The sequence below is a fragment of the Pseudomonas sp. MH9.3 genome (assembly GCF_034354675.1).
Lineage (GTDB): Bacteria > Pseudomonadota > Gammaproteobacteria > Pseudomonadales > Pseudomonadaceae > Aquipseudomonas.
On sequence record NZ_CP133785.1, the window covers coordinates 2,544,184 to 2,560,574 of the forward strand.

Below are 16,391 nucleotides of genomic sequence, written 5' to 3' on the forward strand. Positions count from 1 at the left end.
TTTTACAGCCGTCGAATCAAAAATCCGCCAACTGCCATACCTCATAAGCCGGTGTTTCATACGGGTGGCTCAGCTTCAAAGCAGCCACAACAGCCATAATCAACGCATCTGCCACCACCATCTCAACCTTCCATTCTTCAACCACTTCAACCTGACCCACCTGCCCAAGATACGGCTGGCTGCCGTCCAATGCGCGAAACTGGCCCTGGCCCGGCACTTGCCAGGCGCAGCTGTCGTAGTTGCCGATGCGCCCGCCGCCGGCGGCGAAGACGGCGGTTTTCACCGTCTCCACATGGCTTGCGGGTACAAAGAAGGCGAGCTTGTACACCGCCTCAGTTCACCCACACGCGGGCGTTGCGGAACATGCGCATCCAGCCGCCGTCTTCGTCCCACTCTTCCGGGCGCCACGAGTTCTGCACGGCGCGGAACACGCGCTCCGGGTGCGGCATCATGATGGTCACGCGGCCGTCGCGGCTGGTGAGGCCGGTGATCCCGCGCGGCGAGCCGTTCGGGTTGGCCGGGTAGCCTTCGGTGACCTTGCCGTGGTTGTCGACGAAACGCAGGGCCACGGTGCCGGACAGGTCGGCTTCGAGCAGCGCTTCTTCGCTGGCGAACTCCGCGTGGCCTTCACCGTGGGCGATGGCGATCGGCATGCGCGAACCGGCCATGCCCTGCAGGAAGATCGAGTTGGACTCCTGCACCTGCACCATGGCAACGCGCGCTTCGAACTGCTCGGAGCGGTTGCGCACAAAGTGTGGCCAGAACTCGCTGCCGGGGATCAGTTCGCTGAGGTTGGACATCATCTGGCAACCGTTGCATACGCCCAGCGTGAAGCTGTCGTTGCGCTCGAAGAAGCCCTGGAACGCATCGCGGGCGCGGCTGTTGAACAGCGCTGACTTGGCCCAGCCTTCGCCGGCCCCCAGCACGTCGCCGTAGGAGAAACCGCCACAGGCGACCAGGCCTTTGAACTCATTGAGGTCAACGCGACCGGCGAGGATGTCACTCATGTGCACGTCAATCGCATTGAAGCCGGCACGGTCGAACGCGGCAGCCATTTCCACCTGGCCGTTGACACCCTGCTCACGCAGCACGGCAACCTGTGGCCGGATGCCTTTCTTAATGTAGGGCGCGGCCACGTCCTGGTTCACGTCGAAGCTGAGCATGGTGCTCAGGCCCGGATTGTCTTCTTCCAGGATCGCGTCGAATTCCTGCTCGGCGCAATCGGCGTTATCACGCAGGCGCTGGATCTGGTAGCTGGTCTCGGACCATTGGCGTTGCAGCAGGCGGCGCTGGCCGGAGAACACGGTGTCGCCGTTGAACGAGATGTTGATCTCACCGTTGTTGATCGGCTGGCCGATGACGGCCACGCAGTCATCCAGGCCGGCGGCGCTGAATTGGGCGAGTACGTCCGGGGTTGCGTCCTGGCGTACCTGGATCACGGCGCCCAGCTCTTCGTTGAACAGGATGCCGTTGATTTCAGAGGCATCCTCGGCAACGCTGTCGAGCACGATGTTCAGACCGCAGTGACCGGCAAAGGCCATTTCCACAACGCTGGTGAGCAGGCCACCATCGGAACGGTCGTGATAAGCCAGCAGGTGGCCGTCGGCGTTGAGGCCCTGGATCACGGCGAAGAAGGCCTTGAGGTCTTCAGCGTCGTCGACGTCCGGCGCCTGCTTGCCGAGCTTGCCGTGGGTCTGCGCAAGGATCGAGGCGCCCATGCGGTTCTGCCCACGGCCGAGGTCGATCAGGATCAGGTCGGTGGTGCCCTTGTCCATGCGCAGTTGCGGGGTAAGGGTCTGGCGGATATCGGTGACCGGGGCAAAACCGGTGACGATCAGCGACAGCGGCGAGGTGACGCTCTTGTCGGTGCCGTCCTCGTTCCAGCGGGTGGCCATGGACATGGAGTCCTTGCCCACCGGAATGGTGATGCCCAGCTCCGGGCACAGCTCCATGCCCACGGCCTTGACGGTGTCGTAGAGGCGCGCGTCTTCACCGGGATGGCCGGCGGCCGACATCCAGTTGGCCGACAGTTTGATATCGGACAATTTACCGATGCGCGAAGCTGCGATGTTGGTGAGGGTTTCACCAATCGCCATGCGGCCCGACGCCGGAGCGTCCAGCAGGGCCAGCGGCGTGCGCTCGCCCATGGCCATGGCTTCACCGGTGTACACGTCGAAGCTGGTGGCGGTGACGGCAACGTCGGCCACCGGCACCTGCCACGGGCCGACCATCTGGTCACGGGCCACAAGGCCGGTGATGGTACGGTCGCCGATGGTGATCAGAAAGCTTTTGCTGGCCACGGCCGGGTGGTGCAGCACGCGCTCGATGCTGTCGGCCAGCTCCAGCGCGCGCGGGTCGAAATCATCGCCCAGCTCGGCTTCACGAACCGCCGAACGGTGCATGCGCGGGGCCTTGCCCAGCAGCACTTCGAGCGGCATGTCCACCGGGCTGTTGCCGAAGTGGCTGTCGGTCACGGTCAGTTGCGGCTCGGCCGTGGCCTCGCCGACCACGGCAAACGGGCAACGCTCGCGTTCGCAGATAGCCTGGAAGCGCGCGAAATCTTCAGGGCCGACGGCGAGTACGTAGCGCTCCTGGGATTCGTTGCTCCAGATTTCGTGCGGGGCCATGCCCGGCTCGTCATTTGGAATGTTGCGCAGTTCGAAACGGCCGCCCCGCTCGCCATCGTTGACCAGTTCCGGGAAGGCGTTGGACAAGCCACCGGCGCCCACGTCGTGGATAAAGCTGATCGGGTTCTTGTCGCCCAACTGCCAGCAACGGTCGATGACTTCCTGGCAGCGACGTTCCATCTCCGGGTTTTCGCGCTGTACTGAAGCGAAGTCCAGGTCCGCCGAGCTGGTGCCGGTGGCCATTGAGGAAGCTGCACCGCCGCCCAGGCCGATCAGCATCGCCGGGCCGCCGAGCACGATCAGCTTGGAGCCGACCAGAATCTCGCCTTTCTTGACGTGTTCTTCACGGATGTTGCCCATGCCGCCGGCCAGCATGATCGGCTTGTGGTAGCCGCGCACTTCATCGCCACGCGGGGTGGTGATGGACTGTTCGAAGGTGCGGAAATAACCGGTGAGCGCCGGGCGCCCGAATTCGTTGTTGAACGCGGCGCCGCCCAGCGGGCCTTCGATCATGATGTCCAGCGCGGTGACGATGCGCTCAGGCTTGCCGTAGGGCACTTCCCAGGGCTGTTCGAAGCCCGGGATCTGCAGGTTGGACACGGTAAAACCGGTGAGGCCCGCCTTGGGCTTGGCGCCACGGCCGGTGGCGCCTTCGTCGCGGATTTCGCCGCCCGAACCGGTGGCGGCGCCCGGGAACGGGGCAATCGCGGTCGGGTGGTTGTGGGTCTCGACCTTCATCAGGATGTGCACCGGTTCCTGCACCGCGCCGTACTGGCGGGTCTCAGGGTCCGGGAAGAAGCGACCGGCGACCGAGCCGACGATCACCGAGGCGTTGTCCTTGTACGCCGACAGCACACCTTCGCTGTGCATCACGTAGGTGTTCTTGATCATGCCGAACAGGCTTTTTTCCTGGCTCTGGCCGTCAATGTCCCAACTGGCGTTGAAGATCTTGTGACGGCAATGCTCGGAGTTGGCCTGGGCGAACATCATCAGTTCGATGTCGTGGGGGTTGCGCTGCAGGCCGTTGAAGGCGTCGACCAGGTAGTCGATCTCATCTTCGGCGAGCGCCAGGCCCAGTTCGGTGTTGGCTTTCTCGAGGGCGGCGCGGCCACCGCCGAGCACGTCAATCGCGGTGAGCGCCTTGGGCTCGGCGTGGCCGAACAGGCCGGCGGCCTGTTCCAGCTGGCTGACGATGATCTGGGTCATGCGGTCGTGCAGGCTGCTGGCAATCAGCTCGGCTTCGGCGTCGCTGAACTGCCCGGCGACGTAGAAGGCGATGCCGCGTTCCAGGCGCTGGATCTTGTCCAGGCCACAGTTGCGGGCGATGTCGCTGGCCTTGCTCGACCAGGGCGAGATGGTGCCGAACCGTGGCAGAACCAGGAACAAGCGCCCGGCGGGCTCTTGAACGGGAACGCTGGGACCGTACTTCAGAAGGCGTGCCAGCACTTGCTGTTCGTCGGCGGTCAAGACGCCGTTAACGTCGGCGAAATGAGCAAATTCAGCATACAGGCCTGTAACCGCTGGAACCTTCTGGCTCAGTTGCTCAAGGAGTTTGCTGTGGCGAAAGGCAGAAAGGGCAGGAGCGCCGCGCAGGATCAACATCTTCGGGACAGCCTCGGGAAGGGGGTGTGCTTTGAGGCCGTGCATTCTAGCGTAAACCTTCGCCAACGGCACCCGAAACGGCACCGCTGGCCGCCGCCGAACGTCAGTTGGCCGTGATTGCACCCTATCGGGGCAAAATCCCTGGCGTTGGGCGCAGTTATTTTAACCGTCACAATCGTGCGCCAACCCGCGTTTCTGCGGGCTGCAGCACAGTTTTTGCGGCGCTAGCAGACAAGTGCGCCGCTGTCGAGATATGGCGCCACGGGCCGTTTGCGTATACTGCGCAGATGTTCTCCCCAACTGCTTTGCGCCCGCGATGCGCCAAATGGCTGCTCGCAACCGGACTCTTCCTGATGCTCAGCGCCTGTGTTGACAAACCCAGCACGCTCGAACGAATCAAGGAGGATGGCGTATTGCGGGTGATCACCCGGAACAGCCCCGCTACTTATTTCCAGGACCGCAACGGTGAAACCGGTTTCGAGTACGAACTGGTCAAGCGCTTTGCCGATGACCTGGGCGTGAAGCTCGAGATCGAGACCGCCGACAACCTCGATGACCTGTTCGGCCAACTGGGCAAGCCCAACGGCCCGGTGCTCGCCGCCGCAGGCCTGGTGCGCAGCGAGCCGCGCCAGCAGCAGGTGCGCTTCTCCCATCCGTACCTGGAAGTGACCCCGCAGGTCATCTATCGCAATGGTCAGTCACGCCCGACCAACGCGGCGGACCTGGTGGGCAAGAAGATCATGGTGCTCAAGGGCAGCACCCACGCCGAACAACTGGCGGCGCTGAAAAAACAGAACCCTGCCATCGAATATGAAGAATCCGACGCCGTCGAGGTGGTCGACCTGTTGCGCATGGTGGACGAGGGGCAAATCGACCTGACCCTGGTGGACTCCAACGAAGTGGCGATGAACCAGGTGTACTTCCCCAATGTGCGCGTGGCCTTCGACCTTGGCGATGCCAGCAACCAGAGCTGGGCCGTGGCCGCAGGCACCGACAACAGCCTGCTTAACGAGATCAACAGCTACCTCGACAAGGTGGAAAAGAACGGCACCCTGCAGCGTCTCAAAGATCGTTATTACGGGCATGTGGATGTACTCGGCTATGTCGGCGCCTACACCTTCGCCCAGCACTTGCAGCAACGCCTGCCCAAATACGAGAAGCACTTCCGGGCCTATGCCAAGGAAGAAAAGGTCGACTGGCGGCTATTGGCGGCCATCGGCTATCAGGAATCGCTGTGGCAGCCGGCCGTCACCTCCAAAACCGGCGTGCGCGGCCTGATGATGCTGACGCAGAACACGGCCCAGGCGATGGGCGTGTCCAACCGCCTGGACGCCAAACAGAGCATCATGGGCGGCGCCAAGTACCTGGCCCGGATCAAGGATGAGCTGGACGACAAGATCGCCGAGCCGGACCGTACCTGGTTCGCCCTCGCCGCCTATAACGTGGGCACCGGCCACCTGGATGACGCGCGGATCCTGGCGAAGAAGGAAGGCCTGAACCCGAACAAGTGGCTGGACGTGAAGAAGATGCTGCCGCGCCTGGCGCAAAAGCAGTGGTACAGCAAGACCCGCTACGGTTATGCCCGCGGCGGTGAACCGGTGCACTTCGTGGCGAACATCCGGCGTTACTACGACATCCTCACCTGGGTGACCCAGCCGCAGCTTGAGGGCAACCAGGTGGTGGAAGGCGACCTGCATGTGCCGGGCGTGGACAAGAGCAAGCCGCCGGAAGACAACCCCAAACTCTGAGCACAGTACAAAACCAATGTGGGAGGGGGCTTGCTCCCTCCCACACTTGGATCTCCATTGCTGGCTGGATCTGCATTCGGGCTTAAAGGCCGGTGATCAGGTGTACGACACCGTCTGACAACACCACCGCTGGCACCCCTGCCGCCTTTAACGCCGCCTCATCCAACCGCCCCGCCTCCTGCAGTTGCACCCTCACCCGCGTCAGCGCCACCCGTTGCTGCGACTTGAGGTTATCGGCCCCGCCCAATGCACTCAGCACCTCGGCCGACAACAGCCCCGGTACCGGCGCGGCGTCCGTTTCGGCGATCAGGTCCGGGGTCAGCGCCTTCCAGAACGCCTGCTTCAGTTTATCCAACATGCTCAGTTCTCCCGCACAGGTGAGGTGTCGACGCTGGCCGCGTGAAATTGGCGCAGGGCCTCGCGCACATGGGCGGCCTCTTCCAGGCCCAGCACTTGGCGGGCGATAAGCTGGCAGTCGGTCAGCGCCCGCTCACGCACCGTGGCCTTGATGGTGGGAATGAGCGGCACGCTGACCGACAGCTCGTCCACCCCCAGGCCGATCAACAGCGGCACCGCCAACACTTCGGACGCCAATGCGCCGCACACGCCTACCCACTTGCCGTGGGCATGGGCGGCCTTGACGGTGCTGGCGATCAGGCGCAGCACTGCCGGGTGAAAGCTGTCGGCCTGGCGGGCCAGCCGGGGGTGGTCGCGGTCCATGGCCAGGGTGTACTGGGTCAGGTCGTTGGTGCCGATGGAGAAAAAATCCACATGGGGCGCAAACACATCCGCCATCAGCGCGGCGGACGGCACTTCGATCATGATGCCCAGCTTGGGCAACTCACTCAGGCCCAGCGCCTGCGCCTCCTCCTCCAGCATCTTGCGCGCCAGGTGCAGCTCCGACAGCAGGCTGACCATCGGCAACATGATATGCAGCCGCGCCAGCCCGGCACTGGCGAGGATCGCTCGGAACTGTTCGCGCAACAGCTCGGGACGCTCCAGGCACAGGCGAATGCCGCGTAAACCCAGAAACGGATTGGCCTCCGCTTCCATTGGCACATAGGCCAGCGGTTTGTCGCCGCCAACGTCAAGGGTGCGCACCACCAGGCTGCGCTCGGAACCCAGGGCACGGGCGATGGCGCTGTAGGTGTCCGCCTGTTCCTCGGGGCCGGGCGCGCGGTTGCGGTCCAGGTAGAGAAACTCCGAGCGCAGCAGGCCGACGCCCTCGCCGCCCAGCGTCAGGGACTGCTGTACCTCCTGCAACGAGGCGACGTTGGCGGTGATGTCGATGCGGTGCCCATCACGTGTTGTGGCAGGCGCTGACGCCTGCGCCATGTCCCGCTCACGCCGCTGCAGTTGCTGTTCGCGCTCGGTTTGCAGTGCTTCGATTTCGGCCAGGTCAGGCGCCAGGTGCAACTCGCCCTTGTCGGCGTCGAGCAACACCTGCATGCCGTTGGCCAGGGCCAGCACCTGCATCGGCACGCCACACAGTGACGGCAGGCCAAGGGCGCGGGCCAGGATCGCGACATGGCTGGTGGCACCGCCGCCGACGGTGACAAACCCCAGCACTTTGCCGGTATCCAGGCTGGCGGTTTGCGACGGGGTGAGCTGCTCGGCGATCAGGATGGCGCGCTCGGGCAATTCCCAGGCGCTGTCCTGAACGCCCAGAATCAGCTTCAGCACACGCCGGCCGACATCGGCCAGGTCCGTCGCCCGCTCGGCGAGCAGCGCATTGCCCATGCCGAGGAACAGTCTGGCGGTTGAGGTGGTGGCGTAGTTCCAGGCGTACGCGGCGCTTTTGCCCTTGCTGAGCAGACCATGGGCCTGCTCCAGCAGGGTGGGGTCGTCGAGCAGTTCCTGATGGGCGCGGAAAATCTGCGCCTGGGCACTGCCGGCCGCCTTGTCCTGGAGCGCCTGCAAGGCTTCGGCGGCGGCCAGCAGCGCACGGGTGAGCGTTGCGTGTTCGGCCGAGGTGCCGGCGCCGTTTTCGGTGATGTGCAGCGCCGGTTCAGCCACTTGAAACACTTGGCCGAACGCCGAACCCGGTGACGCGCACACGCCGCGCAGCAAGGTCGCCGACGCATCGGGCGTGGCCGCTTGCGCTGGCTGCGGCGCAGTCTCGACGGTCTCGCCGCAACCCTGCGCCAACAAGGTGACCAACGCCTTGATCGCCGCGTCGGCATCCTCCCCTGTCGCGCTGACCTGCAAGGTATCGCCCTGCACGGTTTGCAGCGCCATGATCGCGACCAGGGACTTGGCGTTGGCGCTTTGGGTTTGCTTGTGCAAGTGAACGGTGGCCTTGAAGCCTTTGGCCGTCTGCGCCAGCACCGCCGCCGGGCGCGCGTGCAGACCGTTGGCATTGGGCAGGGCCAGCGGCTCGGAGAACACGGCATTGCCCTCGTCCCTGCCGATTACCTCATCTGCGTCGGCGGGCGACACCTGCATCAGTGGCTGTCCCACCGCGACCGTGTCGGCGTCCGGCGCCAGCAGCACAAACGGCTCGCCGCTCGCCACCAGCACCAGCGTGAGCAAACTGCGGGCATTGAGCGCCACGTAATCGGCATCGAACTCGATCAGTGCTTGCCCGGCCTCCACCCGCTGGCCCTCCACGACCAACCGGGTGAAACCCTTCCCGGCCAGGTGCACCGTGTCCAGGCCAATATGCATCAGTACCTGCACACCGTTGTCGTCGGTGACGCTGACGGCGTGCCCGGTGTCCTGGATATTGCTGATGACCCCGGCGAACGGTGCGCAGAGGGTTTGCGAAGTAGGGTCGATGCACAGCCCATCGCCAATCATGCGGCTGGAAAATACCGGGTCGGGTACCTGCTCCAGCGCCAGCAGCACCCCGGACAGGGGCGCCAGCAGTTCCAGGGGTTTGGATAGGGTCATGCCTTCACCTGTTGTTTTTTGAGTGGGTCCGCGTTCATTTCCACCAGTATTCAACCTGCACCCCCACGTTCGAACCATGCTGCGCGCTGCCGTAGGCACCGGTGTCGGACAACGCCGAACCGGCCGCCAGTTCATTCGCCGCACGCTTGGCCGCCGCGTTCCAGGTCGCATACGTGTAGTACAAACGCACCTCCGGCCGCGCCCAGAATTCCGGGCCCTTGGGCGACCAGGTCGGGGCGAAGGTGAATTTGCTCAACTTGCGCGTCCCGCCGGCGGCGTCGACCTGATCATGGCCGAGTTCGGTGACCAGTTTGAATTGTTCAGTGAGCGCATACGCGGGGCGCACGCCGATGGACATCCAGGTCTGGTCCTGGCTGCCGGGGCGAATGTCCTTCTGGTACACCGCCTCGACCTGCCCACCGAAACGCGGAGTCACCTGCCAGTCGAAGAACTCGACGGCGCGGTAACTTTTGCTGCTCTTGTCGAGAAAGGTGTTGCCGGTGTAGCCCAGGCCCGTGCCGGGGCCTTCGCCGTATTGCAGGGCTAATTTGTTCTTGCCGCCCAGAAAGCCCGTTTGCACATGCTGCGCCGTCAAGGCCCAGCCGCTGTTGGTGTCGCGCCCACCGGCCCTGGCGATGTAACTCAAGCCCAACTCCAGCTCGCCGCCGGGATTGGTGTTGAAGCCGGCGACGTTGAAGTCGTGGCGGGTGGCGTATTCCTTCTGGTACAGGTTGTCCTTGCGCGACAGCGCGTAGCTGTACTTGAGGCCGCCGATCAGCACGTCCTCGATACCGCCGCCGGTGGCGCTCTGGTTCCAGTAGTAGAAGTCGGAAATATGGATGTCGTTACGTTTGTAGTAACGCCGCCCGGCCCACAGTGATCCGCCGTTAAGGGCGGGCAGGTTGGACCACTGCGCATACAACTGCGGCATGCGCGCCGAGCCGTTGTCTTCGCCCTGAAACGTGAGGGCGCGGTCATATTTGTTGTACAGCGACGCCATCGCATCGACGCTGAGCACCGAGCCATCGTCGAAGGTCAGCAGGTCCTGGCGCAGTTCCAGTTCGCCGTATTGCTCGCATTCGTTGCCCAAGCGGTATTTGGTCTGCGCACCCGGCAGTTGGAAGCATTGCTGCTTGCCACTGCCCGTAGACGTGCCCACGCCACTGCGCAAATAACCGGAAAACTCCAGCGCCTCGGCGCCGAACGGCAGGCCCAGACAGGAAGCAACGAGGCCCAGCTTTATGGTTGTTTTCATGACGCACTCCACTCATTTTTTATTATGGTTTTGAAGCGCCCCCGCATGCCCATGCAGGGGTTACAACGAGGCTGATTCCTTGAGGTGCAGCACAAAGGATTCATAAGGACGCAACGCCACAGAGCCCGTAAGCGCCGGGCAATCGGGGTAGTTGCTGATCAGCAGGCGTTGCTCGCTCGCCGCATTGATCACGTACTCAGGCAACTGGATGTCGCAGGGCTGGCCGTAAAAATTGTTGACCACCAGCAGGCGTTCGCCGTGGCCTTCGCGCAGGTAGGCCCAGACTTGCCGATGGCCTTGCAGCAACTCGCAGTAAACGCCTTCCTGGATCAGCGGTTCGCGGCGGCGCAAGCCGATGAGTGCGCGGTAATGATGCAGCACCGAGTGCGGGTCATCCCGCTGGCAGTCGACGTTGATCTGCGCCGCATTGGCCGGGATGCCGATCCACGGTTCGCCGCTGCTGAAGCCGGCGTTCGCCGCGCTGCTCCATTGCATTGGCGTGCGCCCGTTATCGCGGGACTTTTGCATGATCGCCGCCATGCTCGACGCCTCGGACTCACCGGCGTCACGCTTGAGGCGGAAGATATTCAGGGTCTCCACATCGCGATACTGCTCGATCCGGTCGAACCCCGGATTGGTCATGCCCAGCTCTTCGCCCTGGTACACAAACGGCGTGCCCTGCAAAAAGTGCAGCGCGGTGGCGAGCATCCTCGCCGAGACCACGCGATGTTCGCCGTCGTCACCAAAGCGCGAGACCACCCGCGGCTGATCATGGTTACACCAGAACAGCGCGTTCCAGCCGCCGCCGGCCTGCATGCCCAGTTGCCAGTCGGAGAAAATGCGCTTGAGCTGCAGAAAATCGAAGTCGGCCTGCACCCACTTCTGCAGGTTGGGGTAGTCGACTTTCAGGTGATGAAAATTGAAGGTCATCGACAGTTCTTTCGACTCCGGCCGCGAGTAGCGGATGCAGTGCTCGAGGCTGGTGGATGACATCTCGCCGACGTTGATCAGGTCGTGGCCTTCGAAGACTTCGCGGTGCATTTCCTGCAGGTACTGGTGCACGTTCGGGCCGTCGGTGTAGAAGCGCCGGCCGTCGCTGCTGTCTTCAGGGAAGTCGGCGGGCTTGGAGATCAGGTTGATCACGTCCAGGCGGAAACCGCCCACGCCCTTGTCGCGCCAGAAGCGCATCAGCTTGAACACCTCGGCGCGCACTTTGGGGTTGTCCCAATTGAGGTCGGCCTGGGTGTGGTCGAACAGGTGCAGGTAGTACTGCCCGGTCTGCGCCTCGTACTCCCAGGCCGAGCCGCCGAACTTGGATTCCCAATTGTTCGGCTGGTCGCGCCAGATGTAGAAGTCGCGGTACGGATTGTCGAGGCTGCTGCGCGCCTGCTGGAACCATTCGTGCTCGATGGAGGTGTGGTTGACCACGATATCGAGCATCAACTTGATGCCGCGTTTGGCCGCTTCGCCGATCAGCAGCTCGCAGTCGGCCATGGTTCCGTAGCTGGGGTCGATGGCGTAGTAATCGCTGATGTCGTAGCCATTGTCGCGTTGCGGCGAGCGCAGGAATGGGGTGATCCACAGGCAGTCGACGCCCAGCCACTGGAGGTAATCGAGCTTGTCCACGATGCCGAGCAGGTCCCCGGTGGCGTTACCCGCGTGGCTGTGGAAGCTTTTGGGGTAGATCTGGTAGATCACCGAGTGTTGCCAGTTTTGCATGGTGGGTTCCTTCAGTAGAATTTTGTGCCGTAGATGAGGGACTCATTGGGAGCAAGCCCCCTCCCACACTTGAACTGCATTCCAACTGTGGGAGGGGGCTTGCTCCCGATAGCGGCAGGTCAGGCAACCCTGTACCCGGGCCGAACGATCTTCATGCTCAACACGCAGGTCAAAACAAACGGCACGACCATCGCGATCACCATGCCCACCACAAACACCGGGATGGCACTCGGCACGATCGAGATAAACCCGGGCAACCCACCCACGCCGATGGCCGACGCCTGGACCTTGTTCAGCGCGAGGAAAATGCTGCCCAGGGCCGAGCCCAGCAGCGCTGCATAGAACGGAAACTTGAAGCGCAGGTTCACACCGAACATCGCCGGTTCCGTGATGCCGAAGTAGGCGGAAATCGCCGAGGTCGAGGCCATGCTTTTGTCCCGCGCGTTACGGGTCATGTAGAACACCGCCAGCGCGGCGCTGCCCTGGGCCAGGTTGGACATGACGATCATCGGCCAGATAAAGGTGCCGCCCTGGGTGGAGATAAGCTGCAGGTCGACGGCGAGAAACATGTGGTGCATGCCGGTGATCACCAGCGGCGCATAGAGCAGGCCGAAAATCGCGCCGCCGAGCATGGGCGCGATCTCGAACAGGGTGACCAGGCCTTCGGTGATCAGGATGCCGAGGTGACGCGTCACCGGGCCGATGATCGCCAGGGCCAGCACGCCGGTCACCACGATGGTGGTGATCGGCACCACCAGCAGTTGAATGGCATTCGGCACCCGCGCGCGCAGCCATTTTTCGATCACGCTCATCACAAAGGCCGCCATCAGGATCGGCAGAATCTGCCCCTGGTAACCGACCTTTTCGATCCGGAACCAGCCGAAAATATCGAAGTACGGCAGGCTCTGGCCGTCGAGCCCGGCGACGGCCTTGCCGTAGTTCCAGGCGTTGAGCAGATCGGGATGCACCAGCATCAGGCCGAGCACGATGCCGAGAATTTCACTGCCGCCGAACCGCTTGGCCGCCGACCAGCCGACCAGCGCCGGCAAGAACACGAACGAGGTGTTGGCCATCAGGTTGATCAGGCTCCACAGCCCGTCCAGGTTCGGGTAGGCCTCGAGCAGGGTCTGGCCCTCGATGAACATGCCCTTGGCGCCCATCAGGTTGTTAATGCCCATCAGCAGACCGGCGATGATCAGCGCAGGCAGGATCGGCATGAACACATCGGAGAACACCCGCACCAGACGCTGCATGGGGTTGGTCTTGTCGCCGCCGGCCTTCTTCACGTCGGCGATGGTCGACGCCGCCAGGCCGGTCAGTTCGCGCAGGGCGGCGTAGACCTTTTCCACTTCGCCGGGGCCGATCACCACCTGGAACAGGCCGCCGGTGAAGAACGACCCCTTGACCAGATCGACCTGGTTCAAGGCGCTGACCTTGACCAGGCCGGGGTCCTTGAGCGCCAGGCGCAGGCGCGTCACACAGTGGGCGGCTTGCTCAAGATTGTCGCGCCCGCCGAGGTTGTCGAGGATCTCGCGGGCGATGCTGGAATAGTCGTGGCTCATGCTTGTGGTATCCACTTTGATTTTTTTATTGGGGGGCAGCCATTGGCAGCACGCCGAGAACAAACCTACTCGTACAGACGAGTTATAGCAATAACTCGTCTGTACGAGTTACATAATGTTTGATTTTCCGAATTTGTAGTCAGGCATTTCTGATCATCCGCCCGCGTCCAATGGACAAACCCCACCTCTGCCACTAAGGTTCCTGCCTTGAACGCGCCGTTCACCTTCATAAAGCCGGCACAGAGCCATCCCCATGAGCAAATACAACCAGATCTATACGGATCTGCTTGCCAGCATCACCACCGAACGCCTGCAGCGCGGCACGCGCCTTCCCTCCGAAACCGAATTGATGGACAGCTACCAGGCCAGCCGAGGTACCGTGCGCCGCGCCATCGAGCAATTGCAGGAGCGCGGATTCGCGCAAAAAATCCACGGCAAGGGCACGTTCGTGCTCTCGCCCAACCCCATCGAGTTTCAACTGGGCGGCATCGTCAGCTTCCATGAAACCCACGCCGATCTTGGCGATGACGTGCACACCGACGTCGTCGAGTTCACCCAGTTGCCGCTTGAAGGCTCACTGCTGCAACACTTCGAAGCCGAACCCGGCACGTTGATCACCCGCATCAAACGGGTACGGCGCATCGGCGGCAAACGGGTGATCCTCGATATCAACCACTTCATCGCCGACCTGATCCCGGGGCTGGATCGCTCGATTGCCGAACAGTCGATCTATGCGTTTATCGAAGAAAAGTTACAGCTGCAGATCAGCTACGCGCAGCGCACCATCGAAGCCCTGCCCCGCAGCAAGGACGACCAGGCGCACCTGGACCTTGATGGGCAGAGTCATGTGATTGTGGTGAGTAACCAGACGTTTTTGCAGGATGGACGGCAGTTTGAGTACACCGAGTCGCGGCATACGTTGGATAAGTTTTATTTTTCGGATGTGGCGCGGCGGTGAGCGTAACCCGGGAGGATCACTGCACTGCGATACTCTTCGCCAGTCCTGCTGCCCAGGCAGCGCTCATCCTCTCCCCTACCACCTCGAACTCTGGGTGAGTGCGTCGGTATTCGGAAAGCTCCGACATCGCGCGGGTCATGCCGTCATGCACCCTGGCCAACAGTTGGTTGCACCGAGACTCTGTCAGCCCGCACGAACTTCGCCCGAACTGGACCAGCATCTTGCGCTTTGGCCAGGCCTTGGAACCGCCGAGCAGCAACCCCATGATGTCGTTGTTGCTGTACACCGTGGTGGTCACCAGATCGTAAGCAGGGGCGAGCCAAACGTCCGCGTCCTCGGCGCAATTCTCATACAACAGACCGAAGTTTTTCAGGTGCGCATCGCCGTTCTGGATCCCGGCAGAAAGCGCCACCATCAGAAAGAAATCTTCCAGTGCCCTGGTGACACGACTGGGCGTGACAAATGACCTGATCAGCTTCGCACACCCCTGATAGCTGCCGTCGTATTTCCTGGCGGTTCCCCATCCCGATAGAACGCACATGTCCTCAAATCCGAGGTAGGCGCTTGCACCAATGTCGAACCGTTTCACCACCAGGAACTTCCCCTGCTGGCTGAGCTGAAACTCAGGCACCTCCAGGCCGCAATGAAACGCGGCCCGCATGCAGAAAAACTCATTGGCAGCCAATTGTGAAAAGTCAGATTCATTGAACGCCTTCACCAGATGCGTGGCGCCCTTGTGCGTGAGACGCTCAATGCCAGAGGTTGTATCGTCAAAATCACGTACCAGCACCTTGGGTTGAACACCCGACACCCCGGAATAGGCCGCATAGGTTTTCAGAAGATCATCAAACAGGTCTTTCGCCCCGTCATAGACCAGCAACTCTGAGAGCTTGACCCCAGGCAGGGACTCGTCACCCGCACCGTGGGCAACGCTGATACGACCAAGCTGGTGCGGACCCACGATACCCAGCAGGGTAAAGTCGTCAAAGCCGCGTACCGACTTGTTGAAACGTCGCACAAGTTCGTTCTTGAGATGCCCTTCGGGGATATGCATCTCGAACAACGGGTGGACTCCATACTTCCAGTTGTAGCTCTCCAAGCGCACGGGCATGGTCAAGGAAACAGCATTCTCTTGAGCAACCTCTTCGTTATACGAGAACACTGAATCACGCCGGTCTTCTTCACCGCGCCCGAGCGCTCCAGCAGACATGCCACCAGCGCCGATATACAACCGGTCACGTTGACTAGTCATGGATGCCCCCTGATTTCAGTTCATCGAGAGTCTTGCGATGATGCCTTGGTACGGCAGTCAACTCATAGCCCAATCCCTCCAAGATCGCCGCGACCTTACGAATCCCGACTTCCGGGATGGTGTCGTTCTCGATTCCCGAGATAGTGGCGCGACTCATGCCGTGCCGCTGCGCGAGTTGGGCCTGTGAAAGACCGGCGGCCTTGCGCAGACTTTTGATCAGCGTACCTAAATCGGCCATATCAATATGCATCCCATACAATGCAAAAATAAAAAATAGCGAATTAATGCACTATATACGATGCAAATAACTTCGAATAGCGCTTTATGTTGATACGCTTCTCGATTGAAGGCTGACATCCCGAAAATACAAAACCCCGCTACCAGGCCGCAATGCTGTTCACTTAAGAAAAAACGGCGCTTACCCCGAAATGGGAAAGCGCCGTTTTCTTGAGCTTCACCTCAGTACCAAAGATCAAAAACCTTCGGTCTGTGGCTTAAGTGAACAGCATTGCGGCACCAGACCGGGGTTTTGTCATCAACACTCACCTGCTAGCGCAGGATCATTTCCACTCAAACTATCTGATTCGCTTGCCTCAGCACTCGCAATACGCGTGAAGATCGTCACATTCCTGAGCGTTTTCCTGAGCGTTGTTATCGCAGTCTTGCCCGTCACGGAACTTTCGGGCTAAGCCTCCATCAGAGCGTGTGATTGAATGTAGGAAATTTCGTTTTCTGCTCGTCGAAACCTTTACATTTTTCTATTTTCTTCAGTGCCA

The 16,391-nt window shown here is 61.8% G+C and carries 11 protein-coding genes; 2 read left to right on the plus strand and 9 right to left on the minus strand.

Annotated features, from left to right (window positions below):
- Positions 1-16 precede the first annotated feature (16 nt).
- Both RHM60_RS11125 and purL read right to left on the minus strand, forming a co-directional pair.
- Positions 17-328, minus strand: a complete 312-nt coding sequence (locus RHM60_RS11125) for an NGG1p interacting factor NIF3 (RefSeq protein WP_322214443.1) — start codon at positions 326-328, stop codon at positions 17-19.
- A 4-nt stretch (positions 329-332) separates the two neighbouring features.
- Complete coding sequence (gene purL / locus RHM60_RS11130; protein ID WP_322214602.1) at positions 333-4,229, minus strand: phosphoribosylformylglycinamidine synthase; 3,897 nt, start codon at positions 4,227-4,229, stop codon at positions 333-335.
- Between the two features lie 287 nt (positions 4,230-4,516).
- Between purL and mltF the strand changes: the two genes are divergently transcribed.
- Entirely contained in the window at positions 4,517-5,977 is a 1,461-nt protein-coding gene (mltF, locus tag RHM60_RS11135) for a membrane-bound lytic murein transglycosylase MltF (RefSeq protein ID WP_209984488.1), read from the plus strand.
- 82 nt (positions 5,978-6,059) lie between these two features.
- On the opposite strand, the gene RHM60_RS11140 is transcribed toward mltF, so the two are convergent.
- The 5 genes from RHM60_RS11140 to treP form a co-directional block, all read right to left on the minus strand.
- The gene (locus RHM60_RS11140) at positions 6,060-6,335 is read right to left on the minus strand and encodes a PTS transporter subunit EIIB (RefSeq protein WP_209984492.1); all 276 of its coding nucleotides are present in this window, start codon (positions 6,333-6,335) and stop codon (positions 6,060-6,062) included.
- Between the two features lie 2 nt (positions 6,336-6,337).
- Positions 6,338-8,869, minus strand: coding sequence for a phosphoenolpyruvate--protein phosphotransferase (ptsP, locus tag RHM60_RS11145; protein WP_322214444.1), 2,532 nt, complete (start codon positions 8,867-8,869; stop codon positions 6,338-6,340).
- Between the two features lie 34 nt (positions 8,870-8,903).
- Positions 8,904-10,124: a maltoporin gene (locus RHM60_RS11150; RefSeq protein WP_209984497.1), complete on the minus strand. Its 1,221-nt coding sequence runs from the start codon at positions 10,122-10,124 to the stop codon at positions 8,904-8,906.
- Positions 10,125-10,184: 60 nt separating this feature from the next.
- Positions 10,185-11,843, minus strand: coding sequence for an alpha,alpha-phosphotrehalase (treC, locus tag RHM60_RS11155; protein ID WP_322214445.1), 1,659 nt, complete (start codon positions 11,841-11,843; stop codon positions 10,185-10,187).
- Positions 11,844-11,962: 119 nt separating this feature from the next.
- The gene (gene treP / locus RHM60_RS11160) at positions 11,963-13,405 is read right to left on the minus strand and encodes a PTS system trehalose-specific EIIBC component (protein WP_231423224.1); all 1,443 of its coding nucleotides are present in this window, start codon (positions 13,403-13,405) and stop codon (positions 11,963-11,965) included.
- 253 nt (positions 13,406-13,658) lie between these two features.
- Here treP and treR point away from each other — a divergent pair, with 253 nt between their 5' ends.
- A complete protein-coding gene (gene treR, locus RHM60_RS11165; protein WP_209984507.1) occupies positions 13,659-14,363 on the plus strand; it encodes a trehalose operon repressor in 705 nt (234 codons plus the stop codon).
- Positions 14,364-14,379: 16 nt separating this feature from the next.
- Here treR and RHM60_RS11170 read toward each other — a convergent pair whose 3' ends face one another.
- Together RHM60_RS11170 and RHM60_RS11175 are read right to left on the minus strand one after the other, a co-directional pair.
- Complete coding sequence (locus RHM60_RS11170) at positions 14,380-15,615, minus strand: type II toxin-antitoxin system HipA family toxin (protein WP_322214446.1); 1,236 nt, start codon at positions 15,613-15,615, stop codon at positions 14,380-14,382.
- Entirely contained in the window at positions 15,608-15,853 is a 246-nt protein-coding gene (locus RHM60_RS11175) for a helix-turn-helix domain-containing protein (RefSeq protein WP_209984513.1), read from the minus strand. Before RHM60_RS11175 ends, RHM60_RS11170 begins: the two co-directional genes overlap by 8 nt.
- Positions 15,854-16,391 lie beyond the last annotated feature (538 nt).

Bases quoted from the DNA above. Each gene is read 5' to 3' on its own strand.
- treP (WP_231423224.1), bottom strand. From the start codon at position 13,405: ATGAGCCACGACTATTCCAGCATCGCCCGCGAGATCCTCGACAACCTC.
- RHM60_RS11150 (WP_209984497.1), bottom strand. From the start codon at position 10,124: ATGAAAACAACCATAAAGCTGGGCCTCGTTGCTTCCTGTCTGGGCCTG.
- treC (WP_322214445.1), bottom strand. From the start codon at position 11,843: ATGCAAAACTGGCAACACTCGGTGATCTACCAGATCTACCCCAAAAGC.
- mltF (WP_209984488.1), top strand. From the start codon at position 4,517: ATGTTCTCCCCAACTGCTTTGCGCCCGCGATGCGCCAAATGGCTGCTC.
- purL (WP_322214602.1), bottom strand. From the start codon at position 4,229: ATGTTGATCCTGCGCGGCGCTCCTGCCCTTTCTGCCTTTCGCCACAGC.
- treR (WP_209984507.1), top strand. From the start codon at position 13,659: ATGAGCAAATACAACCAGATCTATACGGATCTGCTTGCCAGCATCACC.
- RHM60_RS11175 (WP_209984513.1), bottom strand. From the start codon at position 15,853: ATGGCCGATTTAGGTACGCTGATCAAAAGTCTGCGCAAGGCCGCCGGT.
- RHM60_RS11140 (WP_209984492.1), bottom strand. From the start codon at position 6,335: ATGTTGGATAAACTGAAGCAGGCGTTCTGGAAGGCGCTGACCCCGGAC.
- ptsP (WP_322214444.1), bottom strand. From the start codon at position 8,869: ATGACCCTATCCAAACCCCTGGAACTGCTGGCGCCCCTGTCCGGGGTG.
- RHM60_RS11170 (WP_322214446.1), bottom strand. From the start codon at position 15,615: ATGACTAGTCAACGTGACCGGTTGTATATCGGCGCTGGTGGCATGTCT.